At 37.4% G+C, this 16,681-nt stretch carries 12 protein-coding genes and 1 tRNA gene; 10 read left to right on the forward strand and 3 right to left on the reverse strand.

The features are described from left to right. Both GWR14_RS21740 and GWR14_RS21745 read right to left on the reverse strand, forming a co-directional pair. Complete coding sequence (locus GWR14_RS21740; protein WP_163411252.1) at nt 1-315, reverse strand: DUF6922 domain-containing protein; 315 nt, start codon at nt 313-315, stop codon at nt 1-3. 40 nt (nt 316-355) lie between these two features. Next, nucleotides 356-1,039, reverse strand: coding sequence for a nucleotidyl transferase AbiEii/AbiGii toxin family protein (locus GWR14_RS21745; protein WP_163411253.1), 684 nt, complete (start codon nt 1,037-1,039; stop codon nt 356-358). A 212-nt stretch (nt 1,040-1,251) separates the two neighbouring features. Here GWR14_RS21745 and mobA point away from each other — a divergent pair, with 212 nt between their 5' ends. From mobA to GWR14_RS21765, 4 genes are all read left to right on the forward strand, one after another. Then, nucleotides 1,252-1,689 (forward strand): conjugal transfer protein MobA, encoded by a 438-nt coding sequence (gene mobA / locus GWR14_RS21750; RefSeq protein ID WP_163411254.1) that lies wholly within the window; start codon nt 1,252-1,254, stop codon nt 1,687-1,689. 18 nt (nt 1,690-1,707) lie between these two features. Next, nucleotides 1,708-2,964, forward strand: coding sequence for a conjugal transfer protein MobB (mobB, locus tag GWR14_RS21755; protein ID WP_163411255.1), 1,257 nt, complete (start codon nt 1,708-1,710; stop codon nt 2,962-2,964). A gap of 279 nt (nt 2,965-3,243) precedes the next feature. Beyond that, nucleotides 3,244-3,414: a hypothetical protein gene (locus tag GWR14_RS21760; RefSeq protein ID WP_163411256.1), complete on the forward strand. Its 171-nt coding sequence runs from the start codon at nt 3,244-3,246 to the stop codon at nt 3,412-3,414. Then, nucleotides 3,383-4,906, forward strand: a complete 1,524-nt coding sequence (locus GWR14_RS21765) for a recombinase family protein (protein WP_163411257.1) — start codon at nt 3,383-3,385, stop codon at nt 4,904-4,906. Before GWR14_RS21760 ends, GWR14_RS21765 begins: the two co-directional genes overlap by 32 nt. Here GWR14_RS21765 and GWR14_RS21770 read toward each other — a convergent pair. Next, nucleotides 4,897-4,971 (reverse strand) — tRNA-Val (locus tag GWR14_RS21770). The two genes, GWR14_RS21765 and GWR14_RS21770, sit on opposite strands and share 10 nt — an antisense overlap. Nucleotides 4,972-5,237: 266 nt before the next feature. Here GWR14_RS21770 and GWR14_RS21775 point away from each other — a divergent pair. From GWR14_RS21775 to pheT, 6 genes are all read left to right on the forward strand, one after another. Then, a complete protein-coding gene (locus GWR14_RS21775; protein WP_163411258.1) occupies nt 5,238-7,028 on the forward strand; it encodes an ABC transporter ATP-binding protein in 1,791 nt (596 codons plus the stop codon). A gap of 558 nt (nt 7,029-7,586) precedes the next feature. Beyond that, nucleotides 7,587-8,645, forward strand: coding sequence for an efflux RND transporter periplasmic adaptor subunit (locus GWR14_RS21780; protein ID WP_163411259.1), 1,059 nt, complete (start codon nt 7,587-7,589; stop codon nt 8,643-8,645). Nucleotides 8,646-8,717: 72 nt separating this feature from the next. Next, the gene (locus tag GWR14_RS21785) at nt 8,718-11,816 is read left to right on the forward strand and encodes an efflux RND transporter permease subunit (RefSeq protein WP_163411260.1); all 3,099 of its coding nucleotides are present in this window, start codon (nt 8,718-8,720) and stop codon (nt 11,814-11,816) included. Nucleotides 11,817-11,876: 60 nt separating this feature from the next. Further along, on the forward strand, nt 11,877-13,187 hold the full coding sequence (locus tag GWR14_RS21790; protein ID WP_163411261.1) for a TolC family protein: 1,311 nt from the start codon (nt 11,877-11,879) through the stop codon (nt 13,185-13,187). A 26-nt stretch (nt 13,188-13,213) separates the two neighbouring features. After that, nucleotides 13,214-14,077: a bestrophin family protein gene (locus GWR14_RS21795; protein ID WP_163411262.1), complete on the forward strand. Its 864-nt coding sequence runs from the start codon at nt 13,214-13,216 to the stop codon at nt 14,075-14,077. 142 nt (nt 14,078-14,219) lie between these two features. Further along, nucleotides 14,220-16,640 (forward strand): phenylalanine--tRNA ligase subunit beta, encoded by a 2,421-nt coding sequence (gene pheT / locus GWR14_RS21800; protein ID WP_163411263.1) that lies wholly within the window; start codon nt 14,220-14,222, stop codon nt 16,638-16,640. Nucleotides 16,641-16,681 lie beyond the last annotated feature (41 nt).

Consider the following 16,681-nt stretch of genomic DNA (forward strand, 5'->3'; position numbering starts at 1 on the left):
CTAAATCCAGTGATACGGTTTGTCCTTGCGGTTCAGGTAGCAGTACATCTCTTCCTTTTCAAGTTCCGGAAAGAATTTAACAGCGCGGTCAATGGCATAATTAGGCAGGAAATAGATTTCGTCACGGACTGCCTTAATTACTTTCTCATATCCGTAGAAACGGACAAGCTCATCAATTTCCTGCTGACCGCCACGTTCTATGATACGGGCAATAACAGCCTTGTAAACTTTCTGCCAGTCAAGCTTATCTATATCTGTATCCCAAAAAAAACTGGATTCAAAATCAGGTACCGGCGTGTTATCTTTTAGCTTCATAGTAATAAATTTAATGAATTATTTTTAATTGACCAAGCTTTTAACGCTTAAATCCCCCTCCTTTGCGCTTTGTTGGAGGTGATATTTTAGGTATTGCAAATTCCTTGGCTGGATTTAGCGAAGCTTGTGTCAGTCGGTCTGATATTTTTGACCATCTGTGTTCTTTTCCTTTAATCATCTTAACGCCAAATTCTTTTATAATGCTGTCGAAAAAAGTTAATGCAACAACAGCCAAGGCAGGATCTCCCTTGTACTTTCTTTGATAAGCTTCCAAATAGTCCGTTAGTGGGTGATGGTCTAAGAGGAAGTACATATCTACAAAATCCTTGATTCTTGTGCCGTTTTGAAAGATTGCATGAAGTTTCATCGCTCCGATATCCTTTATGGATGCCAGTCTCACATTTTCGATAGTCTGTATGGGGCTTTGCCAGGCATATTTATGGGCAAGGATATCAACCTTTACATTGCCTATTTTTATCATCAGCGTATTTGTGTCCAGATTTTCAACCTTTAAAGAAGAATGCGATTTTTTTAGGTTGCCTAACATGGCCAGGACATCAAAATCCTTTGTAGTGAACAGGTCTATATCAATGCTTAACCGGTGTCCGATCTGAAGGCTCAGGGAAGTCCCGCCAACGAGATTAAAATCTTTCAGCATTTCATCTTTCATCAGCTTTTGGAGCAGTTCCCACATCTCTGCACTGACTGTTTCTTTGTACAGCATAATTTTCGTTTTCGGAAAATTAATCTCGAAAATGGAGCGTTACTCCAAAGTGTCCTCCAATGGCTTTACTTGGCCTTCATATGTCAAGTGCACTATTGAAAGCTGGACAGCATAAGACAAATACTTCCAGATTGTGCCAAATCCGTGGGACACAGCTTATAATAAGATACATTGCCTTTTAAATTCTTTAAAAGGCACAAGCAGTAATAATTATGGAAAATAACAGCAGAACCAACCCGCACAAAGGAGGCAGGCATCCTAAAAAAGACCCTGCCGTGAACCGCTATTCCATCAGCCTGAATGCGGAAGAGAATGCCCGATTCCTTTCCCTTTTTGAACAGTCCGGCATGAATGTAATGGCACACTTTATTACAGCCTGCATTTTCCAGAAGGGCATTACAACGATAAAGGGCGACAAGACGGCAATCGATTATTATGTGCGCCTGACTTCGCTATTTGGTCAGTTCAGGACTGTGGGTGTAAATTACAATCAGGTCGTAAAAATGCTGAATAGTAATTTTTCCGAAAAGAAAGCCCTGGCATACCTGTACAAGCTTGAAAAGCAGACGGCAGAACTTGCATTCCTATCGCAAAAGATAATACAGCTTACAGCGGAATTTGAAATGAATTATCTAAAAGGACTAAAATAGTCTAATTAAGATTAAAGCATGATAGCGAAAATCTCAAGAGGCAGTAGCTTATACGGCGCATTGACCTATAATTATCAAAAGGTCGAGAAACAAAATGCGCAGGTTTTGTGTACCCAGAAGATTATCGAATCGCCTGACGGAAGTTATTCTCTACAGCAATTATCACGTTCTTTTGAACTGCATCTGCTGGCCAACCGCAAAACGGAAAAACCGATACTTCATATCTCGCTCAATCCTGACCCTAAAGATACCGTAAGCGATACTGATTTTGAGAATATGGCGCAGGAATATATGAAGCAGATGGGCTACGAAAATCAGCCTTTCGTGGTATTCAAGCACACTGATATTGACCGCACCCATATACATATCGTGTCCGTCTGTGTGGACGATGAGGGCAGGAAAATATCAGACAAGTTCGAGAAAAGGCGTTCGATGGCCGTGTGCCGGACATTGGAAAAAGAATACGGTCTTAAAGTGGCTACTGAGCAAAAAGAAAACCAGCAGAGCCCCATATTCAAACCCATAAATTATAAAGAAGGCGATATTAAAAGCCAGATAGCATCTGTTGTCCGTCATCTTCCCAAATATTACCAGTTCCAGACTTTCGGGGCGTATAATGCCCTTCTTTCCCTTTTCAAGATTACTGCCGAAGAAGTCAAGGGCGAATATAACGGAATTCCAAAAAAGGGATTGGTATATTTTGCGCTAAATGACAATGGAGAAAAAGCTGGGCATCCGTTTAAGGCTTCGCTGTTTGGTAAAAGTGCGGGTTATGTACAATTGCAGTCCCACTATGATCAGAGCAGGATAAAACTAAAAGAAAGTCCTGCCAAGGGATTGGTTAAAGGCAGGATTGAATCAGTAATGCAGACTGCATCGGACGAATCTGATTTTAAGAAAAAACTATTGGAAGAGGGTATTAATCTTGTGGCTCGCCGAAATACTCAAGGACGTATTTACGGGGTCACTTTTATAGACCATAATTCTAAAACAGTATGGAACGGTTCTGAGCTGGGTAAAAACCTTTCGGGCAATGTATTTAATGACTGGTGGAATAATGACAATAAGCCTGATATTAATCCTGATATAGATTTTGGCAACAGGACAAATGCTGTAACTGGCTTTGCCGAAACAGACAAAATTAAAATGTCGGAATACGATAATAACTTCTTTGAGGGATTTGGAGGGCTTCTGCCGAGTGCGAAGGGAGAAGATTATGAGGAAGAGAATTTTGCCAACCAGATGAAAAAGAAAGCCAGACGTAGAAAAAGATAGCTGGATGCTATCAATGTTTATGTATCAGCCTTTTTGATGGGATTCACGACAGCGGAGTGATCCATCAAATTGACTGTACCGCTTTTTAACAACAAAGGCTGTCCCTTCCTATTGTCGGGACAGCCTTTGTTGTTTTATAACCTATCCCGTATTGCTTTGTAGACTAAGACCGCCAAACAGTTCCTTTGGAAGCTTGCAATTGCCCTTACGTCATCAGGTGTATTAAATTCATAGCCAATTAAAAGGATTGTTTTAACAAAAGGCAAAAGGAGGTGCAAAATGAAGAGCGAAGACACAAAACAGACTGATAATGATGAACATATCGCAAAAATTTATGATGAGATAGAACAGGAAAAAGAACAAAAATTCGTAAATTTATTAATTGAAATTATTATGTCATTAACATTGAAAGAATTATATGAAGAGGGCGATCAGATATCTAAGATTTAGCCAGTTGGGTCAAAGTAATGGCTCGATTGAAAGGCAGGAATTGTATACAGACCAATACCTGCAATATAATAATATACAGCTGGTGGATTCCTTCATCGACAGGGGTAAAAGTGCCAAGACTTTTGACCGTCCGGATTTTATAAAATTACAGGCATTCATTGCCAAGCATTATAAATCGGTGGATTACCTGCTCGTAGACCAGCTTGACCGCTTCAGCAGGGATGCAGGCGAAGCCATGAATATGGTAAAGCAATTCCAAAGAAAATACAGCATCCAGATTATCAGCGTAACCGAAGGGATAGTCTTTGATTACGATACGCCGGGCAGTTTCTTCAGGGCGGGGCTACAGCTGCTTCTTGCCGAGGAAGACAATATCAACAGGAGCATCAAAGTACGTGGCGGGCTGTACACAGCCCGCGCTAAAGAAGGCCGTTTCCTTACGAGGGAAAAGCCTTTCGGCTATAACAAGGTCGGGGAAGGGAAACAACGCCACCTTGAAGTAAATGAGGGAGAGGCGAAAATTGTTCGTACCATTTACGACATGTTCCTTCGTGATGTGCCATTATATAAAATCAAGGAAGCAGCATACGAGTCGGGTTTTGACAGGAAAGGCAACATGGCCATTGACCGCGTTCTTGCCAATCCTGTCTATGCAGGCATTGTCAGGGTTGAGCCGTTTAAAGACTTGCCAGGCGGGCTTTTTCCTGCCATACATGAAGCCATTATTGACAAGACTACATGGCAGATGGTACAAAACAAAATGAAAAAGGCTGATAAGGTTAAGGTAACCGTCGATGACGAAATACCGCTGAGGGGCGTTGTAAAATGCCACTGCGGAACGCCTTTGACAGGTGCGCCTTCACGTGGGAAATCGGGAAAATACTTCTACTACTACAAATGCAAGCATTCAAAGCATAATAATATCAGTGCAGTAAAAGCACATGACCAGTTCTTAAATGCCTGTGACCTTATGAGTGTCACTGAAAGACGGATCAAGGAAATAAGGAATAGCTGTTACGCTTCACTTGAACAGGAAGTACAGGCTAACAAGAAAAAAGCAACAGAGAAGAGACATGAACTGGAGGAAGTACAGCAACGTCTAAATGCAGTAGAAGAAAAGTGGTTTAAGGACGAGATAAACAAGGACACTTACGACAGGTGGTATTCTACCTACAGCGACCACATATTGACCCTTACGGCATCAATCGAAAGATATAGTATGAACCAAGGGAAAGCTTTCGAGATTTTGGACAGCAAGCTGGATTTATTGGGAGATATCAGGCATATCTATACAAAGGCAGATATTTTGCAGAAACGCCAGTTTGTAAACATGGTGTTCGATAGCAATTTATACTATCAGGAGGGTATCTATCGAACACCTACGATGTTGGATTTGTTATCTCATAATGCCAGTAAAATGGAGGAAAAGGGATACCTTATATATCAAAAAAAGAGGGATAATCTTTCGACTATCCCTCACAGTGGGCGATGAGGGGTTCGAACCCCCGACCCCCTCGGTGTAAACGAGGTGCTCTGAACCAGCTGAGCTAATCGCCCTATTTTATTAGGCTGCTATCATTTCGTGATTGCGAGTGCAAATATACACCTAGATTTTGTATTTGCAAGCCTTTTTGACAAAAAATATTAAATAAAATTCATAAATACTTTTATAAAGCTATTTTTCAGTCTCTTAAAAACGAAATAAAATTGGACCTTATCTTAGGATTTAGTTAAAAAACAAAATCCGGAAAGCTAATTTTAATTATTCCTTTTGTATTCACTTGCTATAGTCATACATTTGCATACCTTAATTGTATACTCAAATGGCAAGATTTCAGGAAAATGATTTACCGAAAGCTAAATTAGACGCTAACTCCCTTCAAAAAGCAATCCGAATTTTTAAATACGCTAAAAACCACAAATGGAAATTCTTCCTGGGTTTGATTTTTTTACTCTTAACCAGTGCCACTGCCCTCGCCTTTCCTAAACTAATGGGAATGTTAGTAGATTGTGTTACAAACAAAGACCTTGACAAAGCAAACGAAATTGCCATTGCATTAATGGGAATCCTCACTTTGCAGGCCATATTCTCGTTTTTCAGAATTTCTCTTTTTGTTAATTTTACGGAGAATTCATTATCAAACATTCGTTTTGCCTTGTATGAAAATCTGGTAAAACTTCCAATGTCCTTTTATGCACAAAAACGTGTCGGGGAACTGAACAGCCGAATCAGCGCTGATATCTCACAATTGCAGGATACTTTTACAACAACAATCGCTGAGTTTTTGCGTCAGTTTATTTTAATTATCGGTGGATTTGTAATTTTAGGAAGCATCAGTCCAAAATTGACTTTGATGATGCTTGCCATCGTGCCGGTTGTTGCTGTTGCTGCTGTTATCTTCGGAAGATTTATTCGCAAATACGGAAAAAAAACGCAGGACAAAGTAGCCGAAAGTCAGGTTATTGTTGAAGAAACGTTACAAGGAATCAGCAACGTAAAAGCCTTTGCCAACGAATGGTACGAAATCCAGCGTTATAAAAACAAAATCAAAGAAATTGTAAAAATCGCTATCAAAGGCGGTCAGTACAGAGGTTATTTTGCCTCCTTCATTATTTTATGCCTTTTCGGATGTGTGGTTGCTGTTGTATGGTATGGTATCACCTTAACTATAAAAGGAGAAGTTGAAGGCGTAGGAGATCTGATTTCGTTTGTACTTTATACCACCTTTATTGGTGCCTCTTTTGGAGGAATAGCCGAAATGTACGCTCAGATTCAAAAAGCGGTTGGTGCTACAGAACGTGTTTTTGAATTACTGGAAGAAGTACCGGAAGCTATCCATGCAAACCCGAAAGCTTCGGCTATAGAAAAAATAAAAGGAAACGTAGCTTTTAAAAATGTAGCCTTTAACTACCCATCAAGAAAAGAAGTTCAGGTATTGAAAGATGTCAACTTCAATGCTGATTTTGGTCAGAAGATTGCACTTGTAGGCCCGAGTGGTGCTGGTAAATCGACTATTTCTTCGTTATTATTACGTTTTTACGATATTACTTCAGGAGAAATCTTAGTGGATGGAAAAAGTATCTACGACTATGATTTAGAAAACCTTCGCGGCAATATGAGTATCGTTCCTCAGGATGTCATTTTATTTGGCGGAACTATCAGGGAAAATATCGCCTACGGAAAACCGGACGCTTCAGATGAAGAAATAATGCTGGCTGCCAAACAGGCCAACGCATTGAATTTTATAGAAGGTTTCCCTGAAAAATTCGAAACGCTGGTTGGAGAACGCGGTGTAAAATTGTCAGGAGGGCAACGCCAGAGAATTGCAATCGCAAGAGCTTTATTAAAAAATCCGAGTATTTTAATTTTGGATGAAGCAACTTCTTCGTTAGACAGTGAAAGCGAAAAACTGGTTCAGGAAGCACTGGAAGTTTTAATGGAAGGCAGAACCAGTATTATTATCGCACACCGTCTTTCAACTATTAGAAACGCTGATAAAATTTTAGTTTTAGATAACGGAAAAATTACTGAAGAAGGAACACATCAGGAATTGATAAATCTTGAAAACGGTATTTATAAAAACCTGAGCAATCTGCAGTTTAGCAATTCATAGTAAGTTTTTAAAACCAATAATTCAAATGCAATAAGACAATAATGTTTTATTGCATTTTTTTTAATCTTTGTCCGGCTGAGCGGAGTCGAAGCCCATTCGAATTATCAAGCCTTCGACTCCGCTCAGGGTGACATTTGATAAAATTGTATGGATAGCACAAAATTATTATTTAAGACGGTTCTTGATATATTTTTCGTTCCGTTTCTGCACAAAAAACACTCTAACTGACGTTTTTTAATAATCACACCTTACAGATTCTTAAAACTTACCAAAATCCCTTTTACCCCTAAAGCCCTAGCCCTGATCGTAACGGCATCCTGTTGTTGCGGGGTTCGCAACAACAGATATAGTGAAGAGCAGGATTAGCTCCTGAAAATTATTAAAAAAAATGACATTTCAATTAAACCTTTTTTCAAAACACATGTCTAAGCTTGTCAGGCTTAAAAACAGTTGTACATACAAGTGTTAAATAACCATTAAGCCCTTTTGTATTCGCATCAAAAAACTAATTTTGTACAACTACTAATTCAATACCTAAAACATATTTACCTTAATTTTATGAAAGTAAAACACCTAATTTACGCCCTTATAATTATAGTGCTCGGAGGTTTTATCACTTATCGTGTGATATCCAATAAAAAGAAAAACGAAGAATCTAAAAAATTCGGAGATAAAGACAAACCGACTGCTGTAACCGGAATTGTGGTTCAAACTTCGACTTTTGACAATAACTTGTCATTATCAGGATCTATTGAAGCCAATGAACAGGTGGAAATTCACAGTGAAATTTCGGGAATTGTGGAAGGGATTTATTTTAGCGAAGGAAGTTATGTAAACAAAGGACAGGTACTTTTTAAGGTAAATGATATTGAATTGAGAGCTCAGTTGAGACAGGCTCAGACAAAAGAAGGTCTGGCTGGCGAAAATCAGAGAAGAGCTAAATTATTGTTACAAAAAGAAGCCATAAGCCAGGAAGAATTTGATGTTGCCAATGCAGACTACGCTTCCGCGAAAGCACAGACGCAATTAATAAGCGCCCAGATTGCCAAAACTTCTGTAAAAGCCCCTTTTTCGGGAAAAATCGGTTTACGTTCTATTTCACCGGGAACCTATATTACGCCAACGCTTTTAGTAGCGAAACTGGTCAATACAGGTAAACTAAAAATTACATTCTCTATTCCGGAGAAATATGCTGCTCAGGTAACTTCGGGTTCTGTTATTGATTTTTCTGTTTCAGGATCGGATAAAATTTATAAAGCAAAAATTTACGCAATCGAACCGGAAGTAGAAGTCGCAACACGTACTTTAAAAATCCGTGCCATTGCAGAAAACAGTGACGGAAAACTTTTCCCGGGAACGTTTGCCGATGTAAAATTGCCTTTAAACATCATTAAAGATGCGATCACAGTACCTTCGGAAGCTATTGTTCCGATACAGGATGGTAAAAAAGTGTACATCGCTAATATGGGTAAAGCAAAAGAAATTAAAGTAGAAGCTGCTACCAGAACCGATGCTTCAGTTTTAATTTTATCAGGACTAAAAGCAGGCGACACTTTGATAACAAGTGGCGTAATGTCTTTAAAAGACGAAGCTCCGATAAAAGTCAAAGTAAAATAAGTCTTAAAGACTAAAGTCATAAAGTCTAAAGTTTAGAAATCTAATTTTTAGAGACTAAAATCATAAAACAAAATGAGTTTATCAACTACAAGTATAAAAAGGCCTGTTTTAACCATTGTACTGAATCTTTTAATTATTTTATTCGGTTTTATTGGTTATACTTTTCTGGGTGTTAGGGAATTTCCTTCGATTGACCCGGCGCAGGTTTCCATCAAAACCAGTTATACAGGAGCCAATTCCGACATTATTGAGTCACAAATTACCGAGCCTCTCGAAAAAGCTGTAAATGCTATTGACGGAATCCGAAATATTACATCATCAAGTAATCAGGGAAGCAGTAATATTACTATCGAATTTAACTTAGATAAGAATCTTGAAGAAGCTGCGAATGATGTTCGCGATAAAGTTTCGCAGGCAGTTCGAAATTTACCGCAGGATATTGACGCACCGCCGGTTGTATCAAAAGCAGATGCTGATAGTGAATCTATTATTTCGATGACACTTCAAAGTGATACAAGGAATTCATTAGAATTAAGTGATTATGCCGAGAATGTAATTTCGCAGCGTTTAGAAACCATTCCGGGTGTGAGCGGAGTTCAGATTTGGGGACAAAAACGTTACGCTATGCGTTTATGGATTGATCCTGTAAAATTGACTGCCTACGGTTGTACAGTAGCCGATGTTCGTACTGCCTTAAATGCCCAAAATGTTGAGTTGCCTTCAGGAAAACTGACCGGAAACAACACTGAACTTACTGTAAAAACTATTGGAAATTTATCTAAACCGGAAGAATTCAACGATATTATAATTCGTACTGACGGAGATAAAATTATACGTTTCAGTGACGTTGGAGGTGCAGAATTAGGACCAGAAAATATCGAAACCTCATTAACATCTTCCGGACTTCCAATGATTGGTTTGGCTATTGTTCCGATGCCGGGAGCCAATTATTTAGATATTTCATCCGAATTTTATAAAAAATACGAAGCGTTAAAAAAGGATTTACCTAAAGATATCAAGCTAAATATTGCACTGGATAATACACTGTTTGTAAAGAAATCGGTATTAGAAGTTGCTGAAACTTTAGGGATTTCCATCATATTAGTAATCATCATTATCTACCTGTTTTTCAGGGACTGGGCAATTGCTTTTAGACCTTTAATTGATATTCCGGTATCGTTGATTGCTACATTTTTCATTATGTGGATGCTTGGATTTTCTATCAATGTATTAACACTTTTGGCCATTGTATTGGCAACGGGACTGGTGGTTGATGACGGGATTGTGGTTACCGAAAATATCTTTAAAAAGGTTGAAGAAGGAATGTCTCCAATTGAAGCCGCTATAAAAGGTTCTAACGAAATTTTCTATGCTGTAATTTCGATATCTGTGACACTCGCAGCCGTATTTTTACCGGTAATTTTCCTGGAAGGTTTCGTAGGACGACTTTTTAGGGAATTCGGAGTTGTCATTGGCTCGGCGGTATTGATTTCTGCTTTTGTTTCATTGACTTTAACGCCAATGCTAAATGCTTATCTGATGAAAGGCGGCGAACAGAAAAAATCAAAATTCTACATGAAGACGGAGCCTTTTTTCGAAAAAATGAATAGCACTTATGCAGAAAGTCTTTCCAAATTTATGGAGCGAAAATGGATTAGCTTCCCTATTCTTATTACCTGTTTTGGAATCATTTACCTGTTTTTTACCATCCTTCCAAAAGAAACAGCACCTTTAGATGACCGTAGTTCTGTTGTAATGCGTATGACAACTCCTGAAGGTTCGTCTTATGAATATACACACCGTTTTATGCAGGAAATATCACAATTGGTGGATGACTCTATTCCTGAGAAAAAAGTAAGCTTAGTAATTACAGCAGGAGGTTCAGGAGGATCTGCAACAAATTCAGGTTTTATAAGGCTTTCGTTAAAAGATCCTGATGAAAGAGAGAAGTCACAAAAAGATATTGCTGACAAATTAACCAAATGGACCAAACAATATCCGGACGCTAAAACATCTGTAATCCAACAGCCAACTATTGCGGTTAACAGACGTGGAGGCTTGCCGATTCAATACATTGTTCAGGCACCAACTTTTGAGAAACTAAGAGAAAAAATCCCTGTTTTCATGGAAGAAGTCGGTAAAAGCGATGTATTTTCTATTAGCGATGTCAATTTAAAATTCAACAAACCTGAAATCAACGTAAGCATCGATCGTGAAAAAGCCGAAAGTTTAGGAATTTCTATAATGGATATTGCCCAGACTTTACAGCTTTCTTTAAGCGGGCAGCGTTTTGGATATTTCATTAAAAACGGAAAACAATATCAGGTTATCGGTCAGTTTGATCAAAAAGACCGTTCTAAACCACTTGATCTGACTTCGATTTTTGTAAAAAACAAAAACGGCGAATTGATTCAGATGGATAATGTTGTAAAAATTGAAGAACAGAGTAATCCTCCTCAATTGTACCATAACAACCGATATATGTCGGCAACGGTTTCTGCAGGTTTGGCACCCGGAAAAAGTATCAGTGACGGTATTGAGGAAATGGACCGAATTAAAGCAAAAGTTTTAGACCAGAGTTTTACTACTGATTTAAGTGGAGAATCACGAGATTTTGTCGAAAGTAGTTCCAATACGTCATTCGCATTCGGATTAGCATTATTATTAATTTTCCTGATCCTTGCTGCTCAGTTTGAAAGTTTTATAGACCCTTTTATTATAATTTTAACTGTACCAATGGCGGTTGCGGGAGCTTTATTCTCACTATGGCTTTTCAATCAGACCTGGAATATTTTCAGCCAGATTGGTACCGTAATGCTTATTGGACTGGTAACTAAAAATGGTATTTTAATTGTCGAATTCGCCAATCAATTACGTGAACAGGGGAAACCAAAATTAGAAGCCATTATGGAAGCTTCAGAAGCACGTCTGCGTCCTATTTTAATGACCAGTTTGGCCATTGCGTTAGGAGCTTTGCCAATTGCAATGTCACTTGGAGCAGCTTCTACGAGCAGAATCGGAATGGGAGTTGTGATTGTGGGAGGAACAATTTTCTCTTTAGCATTGACCCTTTTTGTTATTCCGGCAATTTATCTGATGTGGTCGAAAGCCCGAAAACATTATCCTGAATTTGACCATATTGACGAATACGAAAAAGAAAGTATAAAATAGCGCTGAAAATCATGAGTTTTAAACTTTAGAATTCATGATTTCCGGCAAAAGAAAACAAATATGAATAGTAGAAATTTATACAGCATTTTACTGATTCTCTTCTTCTGTATTGCAAAAACCAATGCACAGGAAGTTCTGACAATTGAAGAGGCTATGAAAATAGCTTTAGAAAATAATTTTGAAATTAAAATTGCCAAAAACAATTCAAAAATATCCGAAACCAATGTAACAATTGGAAACGCAGGTATGCTGCCAAGTCTTACCGCATCTGTTACAGACAATAATAGTATTCAGAATTCTTCTCAAACACGTCAGGATGGAACAACAACCTCTCTGGATAATGCTAAAAACAATAGTATTAATTATGGTGTAAGTCTGGGCTGGACCGTTTTTGACGGAATGAAAATGTTTGCCCGTTTAGACCAATTGAAAGAACTTCAAAAATTAGGTGATTCAGAATTAAAAAGAACCATTTTAATCAAAATCGGTCAGGTTAATTCGGCATATTTTGATTTGGTACAGCAGCAGCAGCAATTATCTGCATTGGATACTACAATTGTGATTTCTACAAAAAGACTGGAACTAGCACAGAACCGTTTCAGCATCGGAAAAGCTTCAAAATTAGAAGTTTTAAACGCTCAGGTAGATTTAAACACCGATCAGGTTACTTTATTAAGACAAAAAGAGTCTTATGCTAATGCTAAGATTTTACTGAACCAATATCTGGCACGTGATCCCAAAATTGATTTTACTGTTACCGATTTGGTTACTGTTGACAACACTTTGGTTTTAGCAGATTTAATTGATCTGGCACAAAAACAAAACCCTGCCTTAGAATCTCAGATAATTAATAAACGAATTGCCGAATTACAGCTTAAACAGGTAAAAGCAGACCGTTATCCTGTAGTAAACCTGACTTCTGGCTACAATTTTGCAGAAAGCCAGTCCAGTTTAGGATTTACAAGCCAGACTTCATCAAGAGGTTTAAATTATGGTTTTAATGCAACACTTAATATTTTTGACGGTTTCAATCAGCACCGAAATGAAAAAGTAGCAAAACTGGAAATCGAAAACTCCCAAATTGCTATTGAACAGCAAAATATGATTTTAAATACGCAATTAAGTACTGCTTTTCAAACCTATTTGACCAACCTGGAATTGATTAATCTGGAGGAAGACAATGAAGCGATTGCCAGACAAAACATGCAGATTACTTTAGATAAATTTAAAATCGGAACTATCACAACCCTTGATTTCAGAACTGCTCAGCTCAATTATGTGAATGCAAAAGTTCGTTACAGCAATGCGCAATATCAGGCAAAATTATCTGAAATCGCATTAAAAGAATTAGCAGGAAATATCAGTTTTTAATTTAATTTTGCTGAAAAATATTTTAAATGACTTCATACAATCCAAAAGACTGGTTTAGTTTTATTTTTCATTTTAGCAAAGCTGATACATTTCGAAAGTTAATTCCTGTAATGATAATTATTGGAATTTACAGTGCCGGAATCGCCTATCTGGAAATTGAATATTGGCAATTACCTGAAAGCAGTCATATTAAAAATGTTTCAGTAATGCACAGTATGCTAGGTTTTGTAATATCGTTATTACTTGCATACAGAACCAATACAGCCTATGACCGATGGTGGGAAGGCCGTAAAATGTGGGGCGGTTTAGTCAACAGCAGTCGCAATCTTGCGATAAAACTTTCTGTTATTTTAACTGAGGAAAAAGATAAAGCCTTTTTTAGAAAAATGATTCCCGGATATGCATCCATTTTAAACAAGCACTTAAAAGATGAAGAAACAGGGAAACAGCTTTTTGATGACGTTGATTTAGAAATTGATCACCATAAGCACAGACCAAATCAGATTGCTAAAATTATTTTTCAAAAAATTCAGGATCTTTACTCAACAAACAAAATTTCTGGTGAACAACTCATTACGCTGAATAATGAATTAACTTCTTTAACAGATATTTGTGGCGCCTGTGAAAGAATAAAAAACACTCCTATCCCCTATTCTTACAGTGCTTTTATCAAAAAATTTATCTTTATATACGTGCTTACACTGCCTTTTGGATATGTGTTTTCATTAGGATATTTCGTAATCCCTGTTGTGGTTTTTATTTTTTATGTATTAGCCAGTTTAGAATTAATTGCTGAAGAAATTGAAGACCCGTTTGGCGATGATGAAAACGACCTACCTATCAAAAAAATATCCGAAAACATTAAAAGACATGTTGAGGAATTGATTTAAATCTAATTTATCTCATTAAATATTTTAAATTTATTGTCATTTATAATTTTGATTAAGGAATTTTAGAAAACAAAAAAATAGTTTCAAACTCCAGCAATCAATCCTTATATTTGTACCCTTATTCAAGAATACTGAAATCAACATGAAAATATCTTACAACTGGTTAAAACAATTCATTAAAACAGACTGGACATCAGAGCAAACTTCAGAATTACTTACAGATTTAGGTCTGGAAGTTGAAGTTGTCGAAAAATACCAATCCGTAAAAGGAGGCTTAGAAGGAGTTGTTGTAGGGCAAGTCCTTACCTGCGAAAAACATCCTGATGCAGACCGGTTAAAAGTTACAACCTTAGATATTGGTTTAGAAAATCCGATTCAGGTAGTTTGCGGTGCTTCAAACGTAGCTACAGGGCAAAAAGTACCTGTTGCAACCATTGGAACAATTTTATACGATAAAGAAGGAGGAGAATTTACCATTAAAAAAGGTAAAATTCGTGGGCAGGAAAGCCACGGAATGATCTGCGCCGAAGATGAACTAGGTCTTGGAACAGGTCATGACGGCATTATGGTTTTGGATGCTGAATTAGTACCTGGGACTCCTGCTTCTGAGGTTTTTAAAATTGCTAATGACGAAGTTTTCGAAATCGGGTTAACACCAAACCGTGCTGATGCCATGAGCCATTTTGGAACTGCTCGTGACTTAAGAGCCGGAATGTTGCAGCGTGGTGTAAATGTGGAATTAATTACGCCTTCTGTAAGCAATTTCAGAGTTGATATGCGTACTTTAAAAATTGACGTAAGCGTTGAAGAACCAACCCTTGCGCCAAGATATTGTGGTGTTACTATTTCGGGTATTACTGTAGAAGAATCTCCTTTATGGCTAAAAGACCGTTTAAAAGCGATTGGATTAACTCCTAAAAATAATATTGTAGATGTTACTAATTATGTTTTACATGAATTAGGGCAGCCTTTACATGCTTTTGATGCTGCAAAAATCAATGGAAAAGTGATTGTAAAAACACTTCCGGAAGGTACAAAATTCACTACTTTGGACGATGTTGAAAGAACATTGCATGCTGAAGATTTGATGATTTGTGACGAAAAAGGACCACTTTGCATTGCGGGTGTCTTTGGCGGAAAAAAATCAGGAGTTTCGGAAGGAACTACTTCCATATTTTTAGAAAGTGCTTATTTTGATGCTGTAAGCGTTCGTAAAACAGCTAAAAGACATCAGTTAAACACCGATGCTTCTTTTAGATTTGAAAGAGGAATTGATCCAACTATTACAGAATATGCTTTGAAACGTGCTGCACTTTTAATTCAGGAAGTAGCCGGGGGGAAAATAACTTCGGATGTAATTGAAGTATACCCTAAAAAAGTAGAAGATTTTTCTGTTTTGCTAAACTTTAGCCACGTTTCTAAAATTATTGGACAGGAAATCCCAAAAGATACAATCAAGAAAATATTAGTTTCTTTAGACATCAAAGTAAACAGTGTTTCTGATTCCGGTTTAGGATTAACTATTCCTGCATATCGTGTAGATGTTCAGCGTGAAATCGATGTTATCGAAGAAATCCTGAGAGTATATGGATATAACAATATTGAGTTTTCTAAAAAATTCAATGCAACTGTTTCTAATTCGCCAAGAACTGAAGACTATAAAGTACAAAATGTAATTGCATCGCAACTAAACTCACAAGGGTTTCACGAAATGATGGCAAATTCTTTGACTACGGCTGCTTATGCAAAATTATCTGCCGACTTAAAAGAAGAGCACAATGTTACAATGCTGAATCCGTTGAGCAGTGATTTGGCAACTATGCGTCAATCCTTGTTATTCTCAGGTTTAGAAGCGATTTCATACAACATCAACAGAAGAAATTCTGATTTGAAATTATTTGAATTCGGAAAATCATATCATAAATACCTTAACGGATATGAAGAGCACAAACACCTTACTTTATTTATTACAGGAAACAGAAACAAAGAAAGCTGGACAAATCCGCAAAAAAGTACTGATTTCTTTCTACTAAAAGGATACGTAACTGCTGTTTTGAATCGTTTAGGTATTGAAAAGATTTCAAATATCCCTTCTAAATCAGACGTTTTCTCTGAAGGAACTGCAAAAGTTTACAACAATGAGGTTTTGGTTGAGATTGGAGTAGTCAAAAAATCCATTTTGAAACATTTCGGAATCAAACAAGAGGTTTATTACGCTGATTTTAACTGGGATTTGATTTTAAAAATAATCACAGGAAAAATCAAATATTCTGAAATCCCTAAATATCCTGAAGTTCGCAGGGATTTAGCCTTATTGATTGACCAAAACACAACTTATGAAAGTATTTATACACTGGCTAAACAGACAGAAAAAGCACTTTTAAAAGATGTGAATCTGTTTGACGTTTACGAAGGTAAAAATCTTCCGGAAGGCAAAAAATCGTATGCCCTGAGTTTTACGATTCAGGACAACACCAAAACGCTTACAGACAGTCAGATTGATAAAATTATGACGAAACTCCAGCAGACTTTCGAAACAGAACTCGGAGCAACTTTAAGATAATTCCATAAAAAAACACCAGCAACTGCTGGTGTTTTTCTTTT

The organism is Flavobacterium ajazii, from assembly GCF_010614725.1.
Taxonomy (GTDB): Bacteria; Bacteroidota; Bacteroidia; order Flavobacteriales; family Flavobacteriaceae; genus Flavobacterium; species Flavobacterium ajazii.

Excerpts from the sequence above, each read along its gene's own strand:
- GWR14_RS21795 (WP_163411262.1), top strand. The coding sequence starts at position 13,214 with ATGACTTCATACAATCCAAAAGACTGGTTTAGTTTTATTTTTCATTTT.
- mobB (WP_163411255.1), top strand. The coding sequence starts at position 1,708 with ATGATAGCGAAAATCTCAAGAGGCAGTAGCTTATACGGCGCATTGACC.
- mobA (WP_163411254.1), top strand. The coding sequence starts at position 1,252 with ATGGAAAATAACAGCAGAACCAACCCGCACAAAGGAGGCAGGCATCCT.
- GWR14_RS21785 (WP_163411260.1), top strand. The coding sequence starts at position 8,718 with ATGAGTTTATCAACTACAAGTATAAAAAGGCCTGTTTTAACCATTGTA.
- GWR14_RS21790 (WP_163411261.1), top strand. The coding sequence starts at position 11,877 with ATGAATAGTAGAAATTTATACAGCATTTTACTGATTCTCTTCTTCTGT.
- GWR14_RS21745 (WP_163411253.1), bottom strand. The coding sequence starts at position 1,039 with ATGCTGTACAAAGAAACAGTCAGTGCAGAGATGTGGGAACTGCTCCAA.
- GWR14_RS21765 (WP_163411257.1), top strand. The coding sequence starts at position 3,383 with ATGAAGAGGGCGATCAGATATCTAAGATTTAGCCAGTTGGGTCAAAGT.
- GWR14_RS21780 (WP_163411259.1), top strand. The coding sequence starts at position 7,587 with ATGAAAGTAAAACACCTAATTTACGCCCTTATAATTATAGTGCTCGGA.
- GWR14_RS21760 (WP_163411256.1), top strand. The coding sequence starts at position 3,244 with ATGAAGAGCGAAGACACAAAACAGACTGATAATGATGAACATATCGCA.
- GWR14_RS21775 (WP_163411258.1), top strand. The coding sequence starts at position 5,238 with ATGGCAAGATTTCAGGAAAATGATTTACCGAAAGCTAAATTAGACGCT.
- GWR14_RS21740 (WP_163411252.1), bottom strand. The coding sequence starts at position 315 with ATGAAGCTAAAAGATAACACGCCGGTACCTGATTTTGAATCCAGTTTT.
- pheT (WP_163411263.1), top strand. The coding sequence starts at position 14,220 with ATGAAAATATCTTACAACTGGTTAAAACAATTCATTAAAACAGACTGG.